An 18,101-nucleotide genomic window follows, 5' to 3' on the forward strand; every position below is an offset into this window, starting at 1 on the left:
CTGGCTAGACGTGGCCGCTGACTTCTCCGTCGTCCTGGACGAACTCGACACGACCTTGAGGTCGATCGAGGCCGTCCTCGACGTCGACCGCATGCGCCGGGAGGTGGCCGAGCTCGAGCTGCAGACGGCCGCCCCCGACCTCTGGGACGACGTCGAGGCCGCCCAGGCGCTGACCTCCAAGCTCTCCTACATGCAGGGCGACCTGCGCCGGGTCGAGGAGCTGCGCGGCCGGCTCGAGGACGTCGGGCTGCTGCACGAGATGGCCGCGGAGGAGAACGACGAGGCGACGACCGCCGAGGCCGAGCGGGAGCTGGAGAACCTGCAGAAGGTGATCGCCGAGCTCGAGGTGCGCACCCTGCTCTCCGGTGAGTACGACTCCCGCGAGGCGCTCGTGACCATCCGCTCGGAGGCCGGTGGCGTGGACGCCGCCGACTTCGCCGAGATGCTCATGCGCATGTACCTGCGCTGGGCCGAGCGGCACAAGTACCCGACCGAGGTCTACGACGTCAGCTACGCGGAGGAGGCCGGCATCAAGTCGGCCACGTTCACGGTCAAGGTGCCCTACGCCTACGGCACCCTCTCGGTCGAGCAGGGCACCCACCGGCTGGTCCGCATCTCGCCGTTCGACAACCAGGGCCGCCGGCAGACCTCCTTCGCCGGCGTCGAGGTGCTGCCGGTCGTGGAGCAGACCGACCACGTCGAGATCCCCGAGAACGAGATCCGGGTCGACGTCTTCCGCTCCTCCGGCCCCGGTGGGCAGAGCGTCAACACCACCGACTCCGCCGTCCGGATGACCCACATCCCCACCGGCATCGTGGTGTCCTGCCAGAACGAGAAGAGCCAGATCCAGAACCGGGCGGCCGCCCTGCGGGTGCTGCAGGCCCGCCTGCTCGTCGTCCGCCAGCAGGAGCAGAAGGCCGAGATGGACGCGCTCAAGGGCGAGGGCAGCAGCTGGGGCAACCAGATGCGCTCCTACGTCCTGCACCCGTACCAGATGGTGAAGGACCTGCGCACCGAGCACGAGACCGGCAACACCGCCGCGGTGCTCGACGGCGAGATCGACGCCCTCATCGAAGCCGGCATCCGGTGGCGCCGTCAGCAGGAGGCCGTCCCTTCCTCCTGAGGCCGGTCTTCCCACCGGCCCCGGTGCAGGGGGCCGCGACGGGCCTGCGAGTCGTGGGGGGCACCGAGGTTCTTCCGCATGCACCGCGAGAACGACTCCGGAGCGTTCCGTGGCGAACGGGCCTGACGCACAGCCGGGACTAGTACCGTGGCGCCTCGTGATCGAATTGCAACACGTCACCAAGCTCTATCCGGCCAGTGGCCGGCCGGCCCTCGACGACGTGTCCACCGAGATCGACAAGGGCGAGTTCGTCTTCCTCATCGGGTCTTCCGGCTCGGGCAAGTCGACGTTCCTGCGGCTGCTGCTGAAGGAGGACGACCCCACCTCGGGCACGGTCTCGGTGAACGGCAAGGCGCTCAACACCATGAGCAAGTGGCAGGTGCCCAAGCTCCGCCGCACCATGGGCTGCGTCTTCCAGGACTTCCGGCTGCTGCGCAACCGCACGGTGGCCCAGAACGTCGCCTTCGCCCTCGAGGTCATCAACAAGCCGCACCGGACGATCAAGCGGGTCGTGCCGGAGGTGCTGGAGATGGTCGGGCTGGAGGGCAAGGCCAACCGGCTGCCCGGCGAGCTCTCCGGCGGTGAGCAGCAGCGGGTGGCGATCGCCCGCGCGTTCGTGAACCGGCCCCTGGTGCTGTTGGCCGACGAGCCGACCGGAAACCTGGACCCGGAGACCAGCGAGGGCATCATGCTGCTGCTCGAGCGGATCAACCGGACCGGCACCACGGTGATCATGGCGACGCACGACTACCACATCGTCGACTCCATGCGCCGCCGCGTCATCGAGCTCAACGGGGGAGTCCTCACCCGCGACCAGTCGCGCGGGGTCTACGGCGTGGGCCGCTGACCGTCTGCTGCTGACCGACTCCTCACGCACTCCACGACAGGGAATCCATGCGCGTCAACTTCGTGCTCTCCGAGGTGGCCACCGGGCTTCGTCGCAACCTGACCATGACGGTCGCGATGATCCTGACGACGGCCATCTCGCTCGGCCTCATGGGCACCGGCCTGCTGATCGCCGGGATGATCTCCGAGATGAAGGAGATCTACTACGACAAGGTGCAGGTCTCCATCTTCCTGGCCGACGGCGTCACCGACGAGCAGCGGCAGGCGATCCAGTCGGAGCTGGAGGCCTCCCCGGAGGTCGCGGGCTTCATCTACGAATCGCGGGAGGAGGCCTACGAGCGGTTCCGGCAGCAGTTCAGCCAGCAGCCCGAGCTGGTGGAGAACACGCCGCCGGACGCCCTGCCGGAGAGCTTCCGCGTCGAGCTGGTCAACCCGGAGCGCTACGAGATCATCGCGGCCGAGTTCCCCAACGGCGAGGCCGGTGTCGACCAGGTGCGGGACGAGGGGCAGTTCCTCGACCGGCTGTTCAGCCTGCTCAACGGCGCCCGGAACGCCACGATCGCCGTCGCCGTCGTGCAGGCGCTCGCGGCACTGCTGCTGATCTCCAACACGATCCAGCTGGCGGCGTTCAACCGGCGCAACGAGACCAACATCATGCGGCTGGTCGGCGCCTCCCGCTGGTACACCCAGCTGCCGTTCATCCTCGAGGCGGCGATCGCCGGTCTCATCGGTGGTCTGCTGGCCGCCGGCGGTCTGATCCTCACCAAGGTGCTGTTCATCGACCGCACCCTGGCCGGGCCCATCAAGGCCGGGATCATCCCGCCGGTCGAGTGGGACGCGATCATCTGGAACAGCGTCGTCGTCTCCGGCGTCGGCGTCGCCCTGGCCGGTATCGCCGCGTACGTGACGCTGCGGCTGTACGTCCGGCTGTAGCTCCCCACGCGCGAGTGCGACGCACTCGTGGCCATCGCCCGCTCGATGGCCACGAGTTCGTCGCATTCGGCAAGATCGCCCCTCGACGTAGGGTGGACCCATGCCGCGTGAGACCGGGCGCAAGCTCATCGCCCAGAACAAGAAGGCGCGGCACGACTACTCGATCCTCGACACCTACGAGGTGGGTCTCGTGCTCACCGGCACCGAGGTGAAGAGCCTGCGTGCCGGCCGTGCCTCCCTGGTGGACGGCTTCGCCTCCATCGACGACGGCGAGGTGTGGCTGCAGCACGTGCACATCCCCGAGTACGTGCAGGGCACCTGGACCAACCACACCCCGCGCCGCAAGCGGAAGGTGCTCATGCACCGCAGCGAGATCGACAAGCTGCTGGGCAAGACCAAGGAGGGCGGGCTCACGCTCGTCCCGCTCGACCTGTACTTCAAGGACGGCAAGGTCAAGGCCACCCTCGCCCTGGCCAAGGGCAAGAAGTCCTACGACAAGCGGCACGACCTTGCCGAGCGCGACTCGCGCCGGGAGATCCAGAAGGCCTTCGGGCGGTACGTGAAGGGACGTCGGTAGATGCGCGGGATGGCCTACGACCGGTTCGGCGGCGACGACGTCCTCTCCCTGCGCGACGACCTGGCGGAACCGCCCGTCGGCCCCGATACGGTGCTGGTCCGGGTGCACGCCGCCGGGGTGAACCCGGTCGACATGCTCATCCGCCAGGGCGGGCTGGCCGGCGCCTATCCCCACCACTTCCCGATCGTCCCGGGCTGGGACGTCGCCGGCGTCGTCGAGGCGGTCGGTCCCGCGGTCGTCGCCTTCGCGCCGGGTGACGAGGTGTTCGGCTACGTCCGCCGCGACGACGTCCAGTGGGGGACGGCGGCCGAGCTGGTGCCCGCCCCGCAGCGCTGCCTGGCGCACAAGCCGGGGTCGCTCTCCTTCGCCGAGGCCGGCGCGCTGCCGCTGGCCGGGCTCACCGCCTACCAGGCGCTCACCGAGGCGCTGCAGGTCGGCGAGGGCGACCGGGTGCTGGTGCACCGCGCCGCCGGTGGGGTCGGTTTCTTCGCCGTGCAGATCGCCGTCGCACTGGGCGCGACGGTCATCGGCACCGCCAGCCCGCGCAACCACGGTTTCCTCACCGACGCCGGGTGCGCCGAGGTCCTCGACTACTCCGCCGGCCCGATCAGCGGGCAGCTGGCCGAGCCGGTCGACGCCGTCCTGGATCTCGTCGGGGGCGACACCTTCGCCGACGCCCCGGAACAGGTGCGCGACCGGTCGCGGATCGCCTCCGTCGTCGACCCGTCGGTGAACGAGATGGGCGGGCGCTACGTCTTCGTCCGCCCCGAGCACGCCGACCTCGAAGAGCTGGCCCGCATGGCCGACGCCGGCCAGCTGCGGGTGCCGATCGCCAAGGCGTTCCCGCTGGCGGAGCTGGTGGCGGCCCACCGGCTGGTCGCCGGCGGGCACGTGCGCGGCAAGGTCGTCGTCACGGTCCAGTGAGCATCCACCCGCCGGCCGACGACGCCGACGTCCCGCGGTACTGGCGGGAGCTGGGCCTGCCCGGGCTGGTCGACGTGCACGTGCACTTCCTGCCCGAGCGGGTGCAGGCGAAGGTCTGGCAGTACTTCGAGGCAGCCGGGACCCACTACGGCGCGGACTGGCCGGTCACCTACCGGCTGCCGGAGGAGGAGCGGCTCGCCGTCCTCGACCGGCTCGGCGTCCGTGCGTTCCCGACGCTGCCGTACCCGCACAAGGCCGGGATGGCCGCGTGGCTGAACGAGTGGTCGCACGCGTTCGCGGCCGGCCGCCCGCACGTGCTCCGGTCGGCGACGTTCTTCCCGGAGCCGGGGGTGGCCGACTACGTCGCCGAGGCCCTCGGCGCCGGCGCCCGGGTGTTCAAGGTGCACGTGCAGGTGGGGGCGTTCGATCCGCGCGACGGCCTGCTGGACGACGTCTGGGCGCGCCTTGAGGAGACCGGCACCCCGGTGGTCATCCACTGCGGATCGGGGCCCCTGGCGGGCGAGCACACCGGACCGGAGCCGATGGAAGGACTGCTGGAGCGGTACCCGCGGCTCCAGCTCGTGATCGCGCACCTCGGCATGCCCGAGTACCGGGAGTTCCTCGACCTCGCCGAGCGGTACGAACGGGTGCACCTGGACACGACGATGTTCGCGACCGACTTCACCGAGCGGCTGATGCCCTTCGACCCGGCCGACCGGCCGCGGCTGGCGGCGCTGCGCGAGAAGATCGTCCTGGGCAGCGACTTCCCGTCGATCCCGTACCCCTACGCGCACCAGCTGCAGGCGCTGCACCGGCTGGACCTGGGGGAGGACTGGCTGCGTGCCGTCCTCTGGCACAACGGCGCCCGCCTGTTCGGGCTGGAGGCCTGATGCCCCGCTTCGCGCTCACCGGCACCGTGCTCGACACCCCCGATCCGCAGGGGCTGGCGCGCTTCTACCAGCGGCTGCTCGGCTGGCCGCTCGGCACCGACGACCCGGAGTGGGCGACGCTGCGGCCGCAGGACGGCAGCGCCGGCCTGTCGTTCCAGCGGGAGGAGCGTCACGTCCGCCCGGTGTGGCCGGCCGGTGACGGGGACCCGCGCATGCAGCTGCACCTGGACATCGAGGTGGACGACCTGGCCGCCGCGGTGCAGCTGGCGGTGGATGCCGGCGCCACGGTGGCCGACTTCCAGCCGCAGGACGACGTCCGGGTGTGCCTGGACCCGGCCGGTCACCCCTTCTGCCTGTACGTGCCCGAAACCCGGTAGCCCCTCCAGCGGGCGACCTCTAGCCTCGCGTCTCGTGCCCGCTCTCCCCGCCGTCCCCGACGGCTTCGTGGCCCGGCCGCTGCGCACCGACGACATCCCGGCCGTGGCCGAGCTGCTGGTCGCCGCCGAGCCGCTCGACGACACCGGGGAGTTCCCGGACGCCGACGACGTCGCCGAGGAGTGGAGCAGCCGGGAGATCGACCCGGCCCGTGACGGGCTGGCGGTCCACGACGCCGACGGCGCGCTGGCCGGCGTGGCGCACGTGTCCGCCCCGGCCACCTTCCGCGATGCCTTCCGCATCCACCTCGAGGGGCGGGTGCGTCCCGACCAGCGGGGCAGGGGCATCGGTGGGGCGTTGCTGGACTGGCAGCTCGAGCGCGGGGCGGAGGTCCACGCGGCGCGGCATCCGGAGGCCCCGGCCCGCCTGCTGGTCGGAATCATGGGCAGCCAGCCGTCCCTGGAACGGCTGGTCCGGGGGCGCGGCCTGTCCGCCGAGCGCTGGTACCGGACCATGGAGCGGCAGCTGAGCGATCTGCCGGGACCTCGTCCGGTGCCGGGCGTGGAGTTCGTGCCGTTCAGCTGGGACCGCGACGACGAGGTGCGGCGCGCGCACAACGCCGCGTTCACGCAGCACCACGGCTCCAGCGAGCGCGATCCGGCGGCGTGGCGGGCGCTGTTCACCGGGCAGCGCGCCTTCCGGCCCGACCTCTCCGTCCTCGCCGTCGAGGCCGGCGTCGTGCAGGGCTACGTGCTGTCCTACGTCTTCGAGTCCGACACCGCGGCACGGGGCTACCGGGAGGTCGGTCTCGGGCAGATCGGGGTGCTGCCGGGCGCACGCGGTCGCGGGATCGCGGCGGCGACCATCCTCGACGCACTGCGCCGCGCGGCCGCGGACCACTGCCGGACCTCGGCTCTCGACGTCGACAGCGACAACGTCACCGGTGCGATGCGGCTCTACGAGAGCCTCGGTTTCCAGACGGTGCGCACCCGGGTGTCGTGGTCGCTGTTCCGGCCACCCACGACCGCTGGCTAGGGTGCGCCCATGGTCAGCGTCGATCAGCCCGAGCCCGCGTTCGATCCCGCCCTCGTCGGCCGCGCCCACCGCGCGATCGACCCGCTGCACTCGCAGCTGTACTTCGCGCCGGAGCAGGACCAGTACCTCGGCGCACTCGGGCTCCGGCCCGGGCGGATGGTGTACTTCGCCGGCCGCGCCGCTCCCATGGGTGCCGTGGGCGCGGGCGTGGTCACCGCGACGTTCTACAACTTCGCGCCCTCGCTCGTCGCGCACATGATCCCGCGGGCCTGGACGCTGGCCACGCCGGAGCAGGTGCTCAGCGCCCGCCTGGACGCGGCCCGCGCGTCGCTCACCCGGCTGCTGGGCGAGGAGGCGGCCGCCTCTTCCGAGGTCGCGGAGCTGGCCGGGCTGCTGCGCGAGGCCTGCGCCGGTCTCAGCGCGGAGGGCCGCCCGCTCTACGCCGGCCACGCCGACCTGCCGTGGCCGGAGGAGCCGCTGCTGGCCGTGTGGCACGGCGCCTCGCTGCTGCGCGAGCACCGGGGCGACGGGCACGTCGCCGTCCTGGTGCACGCCGGGCTCACCGGCATCGAGGCGCTGATCACCCACTGCGCCACCGGCCGCGGGTTCACCGTGGCCGCGGCCAAGGCGACCCGCGGCTGGAAGGACGAGGAGTGGGACGCAGCGTGTGCCGCGCTGGCCGACCGCGGGCTGCTCGACGACGCCGGGCTCACCGAGGAGGGCGCCGAACTGCGCGCGCGGATCGAGATGCAGACCGACGCGCTGGCAGCCGACCCGTGGCTGTCCCTGGGCGCGGAGAAGACGGCGCGGGTCGTCGAGCTGGGCAAGGGGCTGTCCCGCCTGCTGACCGCCAACGGCGCGTTCGGCCAGGGCATCTTCGGTCGCTGACCTCCTGATGACCGACAACGGCACCCCGCGTCTGCCGCTGGCCGCCGAGGACGGCGCCGTCGCCGACCTCATGCGCGCTCGGCGCGGCGGGCGGCTCAGCGCACTCGACCGGCTGCTGCTGCACAGCCCGCCCGTGGCCGAGGGGTGGAACGCGCTCCTCGGCGCGCTGCGCTCCTCGACGCTGCCCGGCGACCTGCGGGAGCTGGTCATCCTGCGGGTGGCGGTCCTGAACGACGCCGACTTCGAGTGGGCGGCTCACGAGCCGATCGGCCGGCGTGCCGGTCTCACCGACGTCCAGCTCGAGCTGCTGCGCCGGCCGGACGCAGCCGGAGACGCCTGGTCCGCGATGCAGGCCGCCGTCCTCGCGTTCGCCGATGCCTCCACCCGGTCCGTGGCCGTTCCCGACGCCGTGTTCGCCGCGGTGCGCGAACACCTCGACGACCGGCAGGTCGTCGAGCTGACGGCCACCGTCGCGGGCTACGCCATGGTGTCGCGGTTCCTCGTCGCGCTCGAGATCCCGCCGCCCACCGGTGAGGTCGCCGGCTAGAGGGCCACGCCCGGCAACGTGCGCCCTCAAGACGCCTTCAGAAACAGGGCGCCGACGGAACGATGTGCGCGGACGGGCAGTTCTCAATCCAGAAACTGCCCGTCCGCGCACACTGTTCGGCTGCCGGAAGGCCGTTGCGGCCGTCGTCCCTGAATGGGCCGCTCAGGGACACCCCAAGGCCGCTGCCCGCGCCGCATCGGCAGGGGGAACGTTGGCGGCCGGGGTACTAGGTCCCCGCCCGGCCCTCACCCGTGTGGGCGGCGACACGTCCGGGGCACGGCGGGGGGCGTGGGACCATGGACGACGGCCGTGGCGCGAGGTGGCGGCCGGACCGGGAGGAGGACGCGGTGCGCAGCGAGCCTCCGAGTACCGATGCCGAGGTCCTCACGGCCTGACGAAGGATCCCCTGCCTCCGCCGCTCACATGCTCGCGGCGGGACATCCAGGGGGCCGAGACCCGGCTCAGGCGTGCGAGGACCGCTCCGGTGTCCACCGCCGTCCCCTCGCCCCGGGAGCCCGTCATGTCCGAGCGCCGTCTCGCGCCGTTGACCGCCCTCTCCGCCCTCACCCGCCGCCCGCGGGCGGAGCTGTTCCCGCCTGCCCGCCGCCCGGTCGAACCGGCACCCGAGCGGCCCTCCCCGCTCATCGACAATGCCGTCTACTCCGACGGCCGCCGGGTGGCGACCCCGGAATCGGCCGAGGAGAGCCGGCGGGAGCTGACCGAGGGCGAGGGCCGGCTGGCGTGGCTGGGGCTCTACCGGCCCGAGCCCGGCGACCTGGGATCGGTGGCGGAGCTGTTCGACCTGCCCGAGCTGGCGGTCGAGGACGCGATCAAGGCCCACCAGCGGCCGAAGTTCGAGCGCTACGGCAGCACGCTGTTCGTCGTCCTCAAGGCCGCGCGGTACGTGGACGCGCGGGAGGAAGTCGAGTTCGGCGAGCTGCACCTGTTCCTCGGGCCGGATTTCGCGATCACCGTCCGACACAGCGAGTCGCCCGACCTCTCCCGGGTGCGCCGGCGGCTGGAGAGCGACCCGGCGCTGCTGGCCAAGGGCAGCGAGGCTGTGCTCTACGCGACGCTGGATGCGGTCGTCGACGGGTACCGGCCGGTGGTCGACGGGCTGGCCAACGACATCGACGAGATCGAGACCCAGGTCTTCGGTGGCGACCCGGGGGTCTCCCGGCGCATCTACGAGCTCTCCCAGGAGGTGCTGGAGTTCCAGCGCGCCGCGCAGCCGCTGACCGGCATCCTCGCCGCCATCACCGCCGGCTTCGACAAGTACGGCGTGGATGAGGAGCTGCGCAGCTACCTGCGCGACGTGGCCGACCACGTGGTGCAGGTGAACGAGCGGGTGGAGGGGTTCCGGCTGCAGCTGCGCGACATCCTCACCGTGAACGCGACACTGGTCGCGCAGCGCCAGAACGAGGAGATCCGGGAGCTGACCGAGACGAGCATCGCCCAGGGCGAGGAGGTCAAGAAGATCTCCGCCTGGGCGGCCATCCTGTTCGCGCCCAGTCTGGTGGGCGGCGTCTACGGCATGAACTTCGACCACATGCCCGAGCTGGACGAGTGGTGGGGCTACCCGTTCGCCCTGGTGCTGATGTTCGGGGTCAGCCTGACGCTGTACCTGGTCTTCAAGCGCCGCGACTGGATCTGACCGCGCCGGCGCCGGGGTCCGTGCGCTGCACGGTTCTGTCACCGGCGTCAGGTAGACAGACCGGGTGCTGCACGTCCACCGAGCCGAACGGACGGCGCGCCTCGCGGACGGCCTGGCCGGCCTGCTGGCGACGCCGCTGTCCGACCCGTTCGCGGCCGAGGTCGTCGCGGTGCCGGCGAAGGGCGTGGAGCGGTGGCTGGCACAGCGCCTGTCGACGGTGCTGGGTGCGGGCCCCGCCGGCGACGGCATCTGCTCGGGCATCGTCTTCCCGCCGGTCGGCCGGCTGGTCGGCGAGGCGCTGGCGGCGGCCCGCGAGTCGGGCGTCGGTGACGATCCCTGGGCCGACCCCGTGTGGCCGCTGCTCGAGGTCATCGACGCCTCGCTCGGTGAGTCGTGGTGCGCGGTGCTGGCGCAGCACCTCGGGCACGGTGCCGACGACCACCGTCGCGGCCGCCGGTGGGCCGCTGCTGCCCACCTGGCCGCGCTCTTCCGCTCCTACGGGGCACACCGCCCGCACATGCTGCGCGACTGGGCCGCCGGCCGGGACACCGACGGGCAGACCCCGCTGCCGGCCGACCTGACGTGGCAGGCGGAGCTGTGGCGCCGGCTGCGCGAGCGCCTCGGTGCCAGCCCGGCGGAGCGGCTGGAGGCCGACTGCGCGGCACTGCGCGCCGACCCGGCGCTGTCCGGGCTGCCGGAGCGGATCAGCTTCTTCGGGCCCACCCGGCTGCCCGCCGACGGCCTCGCGGTCCTCGACGCCCTGGCCGCCCACCGCGACATCCACCTCTGGCTGCCGCACCCCAGCCCCGTGCTGTGGCAGCGCCTGGATGGCCGGACCGCCGGCCGGCGCCGGGACGACGACACCGTGACGCTGCCGTGCCATCCGCTGCTGCGCAGCCTCGCGCGCGACGTCCGGGAGCTGCAGCTGCGATTGCCCCAGCACCGGGGCGAGCACCACCCGGACGCCGCGCGTCCCGCGACGCTCCTGGGCCGCCTGCAGGCGGACCTGCGCGACGACGTGCTCCCGGGCGCAGCAGAGCTGGACGACAGCCTGCAGGTGCACGCCTGCCACGGCCCGGCCAGGCAGGTGGAGGTGCTCCGGGAGCTGCTGCTGCGGCTGTTCGAGGACGATCCGACCCTCGAGCCGCGGGACGTGCTCGTCATGTGCCCCGACGTCGAGACCTTCGCGCCCCTGGTGTCGGCGACCTTCGGCCTGGGTCCCGACCTGCCGCACCCCGGCGGTGCGCTGCGGGTCCGGCTGGCCGACCGGAGCCTGCGTGCGACGAACCCGCTGCTCGACACCGTCGCCGCGCTGCTCGAGCTCGCGCAGGGCCGGGTCACCGCCAGCCAGGTGCTCGACCTCGCCGCCACCCCGGGGGTGCGGCGCCGGTTCGGGTTCACCGACGAGGAGCTGGAGCGCATCCGGAGCTGGGTGGCGCAGTCGGGCGTGCGGTGGGGCATCGACCCCGGCACCCGACGGCCCTACGGGCTGGAACGGATCGTCCAGAACACCTGGCAGGCCGGCCTGGATCGCGTGCTCCTGGGGGTGACCACGTCCGAGGACGAGCCGGTGTGGCTGGACCGGGCGCTGCCGCTCGACGACGTCGACAGCAGCGACATCGACCTCGCCGGGCGGCTCGCCGAACTGCTCGACCGGCTGGCCGACGTGCTCACGGCACTGGACGGCGAGCACCCGGTCGGGCACTGGGTCGACGCGCTGGCGGCCGCGCTGGACTCGCTCACCGACACCGACCCCGCCGAGGCCTGGCAGCTGGCCCAGGCCCGCCGGGAGCTCGCCGACGCGGGAGACGGCGGAGGCGCACCGATCCGGTCGGCCGACGTCCGCGCTCTGCTCGCCGACCGCCTCCGAGGGCGGCCGACCCGGGCCAACTTCCGCACCGGCAACCTGACGGTCTGCACCCTGGTGCCGATGCGGTCGGTGCCGCACCGCGTCGTCGTGCTGCTCGGCCTGGACGACGGGGTCTTCCCGCGCACGGCGGGGATGGACGGCGACGACGTGCTGGCCCGCGACCCCCGCGTCGGGGAGCGCGACGTGCGCAGCGAGGACCGTCAGCTGCTGCTCGACGCGCTGATGGCCGCAGGCGATCGGGTGGTCGTCCTCTACACCGGTGCCGACCCGGTCAGCGGTGCCCTCCGCCCGCCCGCCGTCCCGGTCGGCGAGCTGCTCGACGTGCTCGACGCGATGGTGCCCGGCGCCCGGTCCGACGTCGTCACGCGGCACCCGCTGCAGCCCTACGACGTCCGCTGCTTCACCGGCCCCCGGCCGGCCAGCTTCGACCCGGTGAGCCTGGCCGGTGCCCGGCGTTCGGTGCAGCCGCGCGAGCCCGAGCCCGACCGCCGGCCGCTCGGCCCGCGCACCGGTCCGGTCGCCCTGGACGACCTGGTCGCGTTCGTCGAGCACCCGGTCCGGGCCTACCTGCGGCAGCGGCTCCGGATCACCCTGCCCGGCGAGGACGACGAGGTGGACGACGCCCTGGCTGCCACCCTCGACCCCCTGCAGGAATGGGCGGTGGGCGAGCGGCTGCTCGCCGCCGGGCTGCGGGGCGCCTCGCCGGAGGAGGCCCGGCGGGCCGAGTGGCTGCGCGGCACGCTGCCACCGCGCGGGCTGGGTGAGCACGTGCTGCGGCGGGTCGGCGGCCGGGTCGACGCACTCGTCGCGGCCGGGCTGCCGGCCGTCGCAGCGAGCCCCCGCACGGTCGACGTGCGCCTCGATCTGGGTGGCCGGGAGCTCTCCGGCACGGTCAACGGGGTGCGCGACGGCGCGGTCGTGACCGTGACCTACTCGAGCCTGTCGGCCAAGCACCGGGCGCGGGCGTGGGTGCTCGCGCTGGCGCTCGCGGCCGCGGAAGGCACCGGCCGGGCGGTCACCGTCGGCCGGTTGGGCAACCGGGCGCGGACGTCGACGATCACCGCCCCCGCCGACCCGGTGACGGCGCTGGCAGACCTCGTCGACCTGTACGACCGCGGGATGTGCGAGCCGCTGCCGCTCCCGGTGAAGACCTCCTGGGCCTACGCCGGGGGGCGGCTGGGCGGGAACTCCCCGGAGCAGGCACTGGACGCCGCGCGGAAGGAGTGGAACCGCGAACCCGGCGGCGAGCGGGACGACCGCTCCCACCAGCACCTGTGGGGCGACCGCCCGGCGTTCGACGGGCTGATCGCCGCGGTTCCCGCCGACGGGGAGCACCGGGCGGGGGAGACCACGCGGTTCGGCGCGCTGGCCTGCCGGCTGTGGGCCCCGGTCCGGAACGCCGAGCAGAACTCGTGAACGCCTTCGACGTCTGCGGCCCGCTGCCCACGGGCACCACCGTCCTGGAGGCCAGCGCCGGCACCGGAAAGACCTTCACCATCGCCGCGCTCACCGCGCGCTACGTGGCCGAGGGCGCGGCCGAGCTGTCGCAGATCATGCTGGTCACGTTCGGCAACGCCGCCTCCCGCGAACTGCGTGACCGGGTGCGCGAGAGGCTGGTCTCCGCGGAACGCGGCCTGCGCGACCCGGCAGCGGCGCGCGCGGACGAGCGCGACCCGGTGCTGCAGCTGCTGGCGGACGCGACCCCGGAGGAGGTGGCGCGACGCCGGGAGCGGCTGGCCCGGGCCCTGGCCGGATTCGACGAGGCGACGATCGCCACCACGCACTCGTTCTGCTCGCAGATGCTGGCCGGGCTCGGCATGGCCGCCGACTCCGACCCCACGGCCGCCTTCGTCGAGGACATCGACGACCTCGTGCGGGAAGTGGTCGACGACCTGTACGTGCGCACCTTCGCCGGCGCACCCGATCCGCCGTTCCTCACCCATGCCGAGCTGCTCGAGCTCGGCCGGCGGGCCGTGGGCAGCGACCGGCAGGCGGAGCTGTGGCCGCTGCCGGACGGCGGTGACGCCGGTCGGCGGCGCCGCGCCGCGCAGGCGGTCCGGCGCGAGGTGGAGCGGCGCAAGCGCCTGGCCGGGCTGGTCGACTACGACGACTGGCTGTCGCTGCTGCGCGACGCCCTGGCCGACCCGGCGTCGGGTGCGGTGGCCTGCGAGCGGGTGGCCGCCCGCTACCGGGTGGTCATGGTCGACGAGTTCCAGGACACCGACCCCGTGCAGTGGGAGATCCTCGACCGCGCCTTCCACGGCCGCACGACCCTCGTCCTGATCGGTGACCCCAAGCAGGCCATCTACGCCTTCCGCGGCGGTGACGTGACCACCTACCTCGCCGCGGCCGCGGAGGCGACGACCGAGGCGACCCTGGGCACCAACTGGCGCAGCGACGCCCCGCTGCTCGGGGCGCTGGACCTGGTGTTCGGCGGTGCGGCGCTCGGCCACGAGCGCATCCTCGTGCGGCCGGTCCAGGCCGCCCATCAGCGGTCGCGGCTGACCGGCGCGGGCGCGCCCCTGCGGCTGCGCCGGCTGCCGCGCACCGGTCACGGCCGGCTGTGGCGGGGGATGCCGGCGGTCGGCCGGCTGCGGGACGCCGTCGCCTGCGACGTGGCCGCGGACGTCGTCGACCTGCTGTCGGGGGCGGCCGAGTACGCGGGGCGGCCGGTCCAGCCGGGGGACGTCGCGGTCCTGGTGCGCACCAACGCCCAGGGCCACCTGGTGCGCGAGACACTCGGCCGCGCCGGGGTGCCGGCGGTGTTCGCCGGGGGCGGCAGCGTCTTCGCCACGCCGAGCGCGCGATCGTGGCTCCGGCTGCTGGAGGCCATGGAGCAGCCGCACCGCGCCGGGCGGGTGCGCTCGGCCGCGCTCTCGGTGTTCCTCGGCCACGACGAGCAGACCGTGGACGAGGCCGGTGACGAGCTCGCCGACCGGCTGGGTCCGCGGCTGCGCCGGTGGGCCGACCTGCTGGCCGACCGCGGTGTGGCGGCCTTCCTCGAGGTGCTCACCGCCGAGGAGGGCCTGCCGGAGCGGGTGCTCGCGCGACCGGACGGCGAACGGGTGCTGACCGACCTCCGGCACATCGGCCAGGTTCTGCACGCCGCCGCGCAGCGCGAGTCGCTGGGCTTGACCGCACTGGTCGAGTGGCTGCGCCGGCGCATCGCCCAGTCGTCGGTGGAGGGCACCGACGAACGCAGCCGGCGCCTGGAGTCCGACGCCGCGGCGGTGCAGATCATGACCGTGCACGTCAGCAAGGGGCTGGAGTTCCCGGTCGTCTACGTGCCCTTCGCCTGGGACCGCTGGGTGCCCGACGAGCCGCAGGTGCTCCGGCTGCACGACGAGCAGGGCCGGCGGGTGCTCGACGTCGGCGGACCGGGCGGCGCCGGGTACGCGCCGGCGCGGGCACAGCACGAGGCCGAAGAGTCCGGTGAGGACCTGCGCCTGCTCTACGTGGCGCTGACCCGAGCCCGCTGCCAGGTGGTCGCGCACTGGGCACCCAGCGGCAACACCGCCGCCGCGCCCCTGCACCGGCTGCTGTTCGGTGCCGCGGGTGCCGGCGTCGAGCCGCCCGCACGGGTGCCGCCCCCGGATGACGACGACGTGGCGGCCGCCCTCGCCGCGCTGGCCGCACGCTCGGACGGGGGGATCGAGGTCGCCGAGGTGGGCCGGCGCCCCGTGCCCCGCTGGCAGCCGCCGGCACCACCGGCGCCGGAGCTCTCGGTCAGCCGGTTCACCCGCACGCTCGACGACGACTGGCGGCGCACCTCCTACAGCGCACTCACCCGCAGCGCCCACGACGCGGCGCACGAGCAGCACCTGGCCAGCGAACCCGACGATCCCGTCACCGACGACGAGCGCGACGCGGAGGTGCCCGTCCCGGAGGCGCCGCCCGCCGACGCGCTGCCGTCGCCGTTGAGCGCCCTGCCCGGTGGCGCGGCGTTCGGCACGCTGGTGCACGCCGTCCTGGAGGACCTCGACCCCGGCGCCCTGGACGAGCGGTGCGCCGAGGCGGTCGCCCGCCACATGGTGCCCGGCGTGGCGGCCGAGGCGCTCGCCGACGGCCTGCGCCCGGTGCTCACCACCCCGCTCGGCGAGCTCGGGCTGTCGCTGTCCGCCGTGGCGGTGAGCGACCGGCTCGCCGAGCTGGACTTCGAACTGCCGCTGGCCGGTGGCGACGATGCCGTGCCGCACGCCACGCTGGCGGACGTCGTCGCGCTGCTCCGGCGGTACGACCTGGGTTCGCTCGCCGGATACCCGGACCTGCTCGCCGGCCTGGAACCGCAGGCCCTGCGCGGGTTCCTCACCGGCAGCATCGACGCCGTCCTGCGGCTCCCCGGCCCGGTCTTCGCCGTCGTCGACTACAAGACCAACCGGCTCGGCACCGAGCCGCTCAGCACCTGGCACTACCGGCCCGCGGCGATGGCCGAGGAGATGCAGCGCGCCCACTACGTGCTGCAGGCGCTGCTCTACTGCGTCGCCCTGCACCGCTACCTGCGCTGGCGGCTGCCCGGCTACGACCCCGAGCGGCACATCGGGCCGGTGCTCTACCTGTTCGTGCGCGGCATGGCCGGCCAGGCGACCCCCGCCGGGCCCGGGGTGTTCTCCTGGACGCCGCCACCCGGGCTGGTCCCGGAGCTGTCCGACCTGCTGGCAGGGCGGCCGTGATCCCGGTCCGGGCTGAAGGGCTGCTGCGGGAGTTCGCCGAGGCCGGCGTGCTGTCGGCCGCCGACGTGCACGTCGCCCTGCGGCTCGCACGGCTGGGCGGGGAGCAGCGGGAGACCGTGCTGCTGGCCGCGGCGCTGGCGGTGCGTGGCGTGCGCGCCGGCTCGGTGTGCGTGGAGCTGGCCACCGTCGCCGAGTCGGTGGTGCCCGACGAGGACGCACCTCCGGTCGACCTGGCCTGGCCGCAGGACTGGACGGCGCTCACCGACAGCCCCGTGGTCGCCGTCGGCACCGACGCGCCGTGGCGGCCGCTGCGCCTGGTCGACGGCCTGCTCTACCTGGACCGCTACTGGCAGCAGGAGCAGCTGGTCCGCCGGGAGCTCGACGAGCGCGCGGCCCGGCCGGCGCCGCCGGTGGACCTCGCCGCGCTGCCGGCGCTGTTCGGCGGCGCGGCGCCGGACCTGCAGCGGCTGGCCACCGCGGTGGCCGCCGGCCGGTGGGTCAGCGTGATCACCGGTGGCCCGGGCACCGGCAAGACGCACACCGTCGCCCGGCTGCTCAAACTGCTGCTCGACCAGCCCGGCCCGCGGCCCCGCATCGCGCTGGCCGCGCCCACCGGCAAGGCCGCCGCCCGGCTGCAGGAGTCGGTGCTGGAGCAGGCGGCCGCGGTGGGCCTGCCGCTGGACCTCACCGCGTCCACGCTGCACCGGCTGCTGGGCTGGCGGCCCGACAGCCGCAGCCGCTTCCGGCACGACGCCACCAACCGGCTGCCCTTCGACGTGGTGGTCGTGGACGAGTCGTCGATGGTCTCGCTGACCATGATGGCGCGGCTGCTGGAGGCGCTGCGGCCGACGACGCGGCTGGTGCTGGTCGGTGACCCCGACCAGCTCACCCCGGTCGACGCCGGTGCGGTCCTGAGCGACCTCGTCCACCGCCCGGCGCCAGTGGGCACCGAGGCGGTGGTCCCGCGGGAGGCGGCCGACGACGGCGCCGGGCTGGACGACCCGGCGCGCCGGCAGCTGCGCAACGGCGTCGTCCGGCTGCGGGTGTCGCAGCGCTACGGCCCCGCCATCGCGGGGCTGGCGGAGGCGGTGCGGGCAGGGGACGCCGATCGCGTCCTCGACCTGCTCGACACCGGGGAGGGGCTCGCGCTCGAGGCCGGGCCCGGCGCGCTGGAGGAGCGGATCGTCGCGGTGGCCGGTGAGATGCGCGCGGCGGCGGAGCGCGGGGATGCCGCGGAGTGCCTGGCGCTGCTCGGGCGGCACCGGCTGCTGTGCGCCCACCGGCACGGCCCGTTCGGCGTCTCGGCGTGGAACGACCGGATCGGCCGGCTGACCGGCGCGATGCCGGGGGAGTGGGCTCCGGGCCTCCCGTTGCTGGTCACCGCGAACGACCACGAGAACGAGCTGTGGAACGGCGACACGGGCGTCGTCGTCCGGACGTCCGACGGGCCCCGGGCGGCGTTCCTCCGGGGGACGGGTCCGGATCTCGTGCCGCTGTCCCGGCTGTCCGCGGTGAGCCCGGCGCACGCGCTCACCGTGCACCGGAGCCAGGGCAGCCAGTTCGAGGAGGTGGCCGTGCTGCTGCCGCCGGAGTCCTCGCCGTTGCTCACCCGGGAGCTGCTCTACACGGCGGTCACGAGGGCCCGGCGTCAGGTGCGGGTCGTGGGATCGGAGGAGTCGGTGCGGGCGGCGGTCGGCCGGCAGGTGGTGCGCGCCAGCGGTCTGCGCCGGAGGCCCGGACCCGACCGGGGGAGCGGCGGGAACACCTGA

At 74.1% G+C, this 18,101-nt stretch carries 14 protein-coding genes; all 14 read left to right on the top strand.

The features are described from left to right. Positions 1–10 precede the first annotated feature (10 nt). The 14 genes from prfB to recD all read left to right on the top strand — a co-directional run bounded on the left by prfB (position 11) and on the right by recD (position 18,101). Positions 11–1,123 (top strand): peptide chain release factor 2, encoded by a 1,113-nt coding sequence (gene prfB, locus QOZ86_RS16550; protein WP_284493072.1) that lies wholly within the window; start codon positions 11–13, stop codon positions 1,121–1,123. 157 nt (positions 1,124–1,280) lie between these two features. Next, positions 1,281–1,970, top strand: coding sequence for a cell division ATP-binding protein FtsE (gene ftsE / locus QOZ86_RS16555; protein ID WP_284493073.1), 690 nt, complete (start codon positions 1,281–1,283; stop codon positions 1,968–1,970). 47 nt (positions 1,971–2,017) lie between these two features. After that, positions 2,018–2,902: a permease-like cell division protein FtsX gene (gene ftsX, locus QOZ86_RS16560; protein WP_284493074.1), complete on the top strand. Its 885-nt coding sequence runs from the start codon at positions 2,018–2,020 to the stop codon at positions 2,900–2,902. Positions 2,903–3,002: 100 nt separating this feature from the next. Next, positions 3,003–3,479 carry an SsrA-binding protein SmpB gene (smpB, locus tag QOZ86_RS16565; protein ID WP_284493075.1) on the top strand — a complete coding sequence of 159 codons (477 nt, stop codon included), beginning with the start codon at positions 3,003–3,005 and terminating at the stop codon, positions 3,477–3,479. Beyond that, the gene (locus QOZ86_RS16570; protein ID WP_284493076.1) at positions 3,480–4,403 is read left to right on the top strand and encodes an NADP-dependent oxidoreductase; all 924 of its coding nucleotides are present in this window, start codon (positions 3,480–3,482) and stop codon (positions 4,401–4,403) included. After that, on the top strand, positions 4,400–5,293 hold the full coding sequence (locus tag QOZ86_RS16575; protein ID WP_284493077.1) for an amidohydrolase family protein: 894 nt from the start codon (positions 4,400–4,402) through the stop codon (positions 5,291–5,293). Before QOZ86_RS16570 ends, QOZ86_RS16575 begins: the two co-directional genes overlap by 4 nt. Beyond that, positions 5,293–5,670 (top strand): VOC family protein, encoded by a 378-nt coding sequence (locus QOZ86_RS16580; protein ID WP_284493078.1) that lies wholly within the window; start codon positions 5,293–5,295, stop codon positions 5,668–5,670. The genes QOZ86_RS16575 and QOZ86_RS16580 overlap by 1 nt, the downstream gene beginning before the upstream one ends. 34 nt (positions 5,671–5,704) lie before the next feature. Beyond that, positions 5,705–6,703, top strand: coding sequence for a GNAT family N-acetyltransferase (locus QOZ86_RS16585; RefSeq protein WP_284493079.1), 999 nt, complete (start codon positions 5,705–5,707; stop codon positions 6,701–6,703). Positions 6,704–6,712: 9 nt separating this feature from the next. Beyond that, entirely contained in the window at positions 6,713–7,591 is an 879-nt protein-coding gene (locus QOZ86_RS16590; RefSeq protein ID WP_284493080.1) for an SCO6745 family protein, read from the top strand. A 7-nt stretch (positions 7,592–7,598) separates the two neighbouring features. Continuing rightward, complete coding sequence (locus tag QOZ86_RS16595) at positions 7,599–8,138, top strand: carboxymuconolactone decarboxylase family protein (protein WP_284493081.1); 540 nt, start codon at positions 7,599–7,601, stop codon at positions 8,136–8,138. Positions 8,139–8,658: 520 nt separating this feature from the next. After that, positions 8,659–9,792: a magnesium and cobalt transport protein CorA gene (locus QOZ86_RS16600; protein WP_284493082.1), complete on the top strand. Its 1,134-nt coding sequence runs from the start codon at positions 8,659–8,661 to the stop codon at positions 9,790–9,792. Between the two features lie 64 nt (positions 9,793–9,856). Continuing rightward, positions 9,857–13,078, top strand: coding sequence for an exodeoxyribonuclease V subunit gamma (gene recC / locus QOZ86_RS16605; protein WP_284493083.1), 3,222 nt, complete (start codon positions 9,857–9,859; stop codon positions 13,076–13,078). Then, positions 13,075–16,332 carry a UvrD-helicase domain-containing protein gene (locus tag QOZ86_RS16610; protein ID WP_284493084.1) on the top strand — a complete coding sequence of 1,086 codons (3,258 nt, stop codon included), beginning with the start codon at positions 13,075–13,077 and terminating at the stop codon, positions 16,330–16,332. The genes recC and QOZ86_RS16610 overlap by 4 nt, the downstream gene beginning before the upstream one ends. Further along, complete coding sequence (gene recD, locus QOZ86_RS16615; RefSeq protein ID WP_284493085.1) at positions 16,329–18,101, top strand: exodeoxyribonuclease V subunit alpha; 1,773 nt, start codon at positions 16,329–16,331, stop codon at positions 18,099–18,101. Before QOZ86_RS16610 ends, recD begins: the two co-directional genes overlap by 4 nt.

Source organism: Blastococcus capsensis, from assembly GCF_030165005.1.
GTDB classification, from domain to species: domain Bacteria; phylum Actinomycetota; class Actinomycetes; order Mycobacteriales; family Geodermatophilaceae; genus Blastococcus; species Blastococcus capsensis.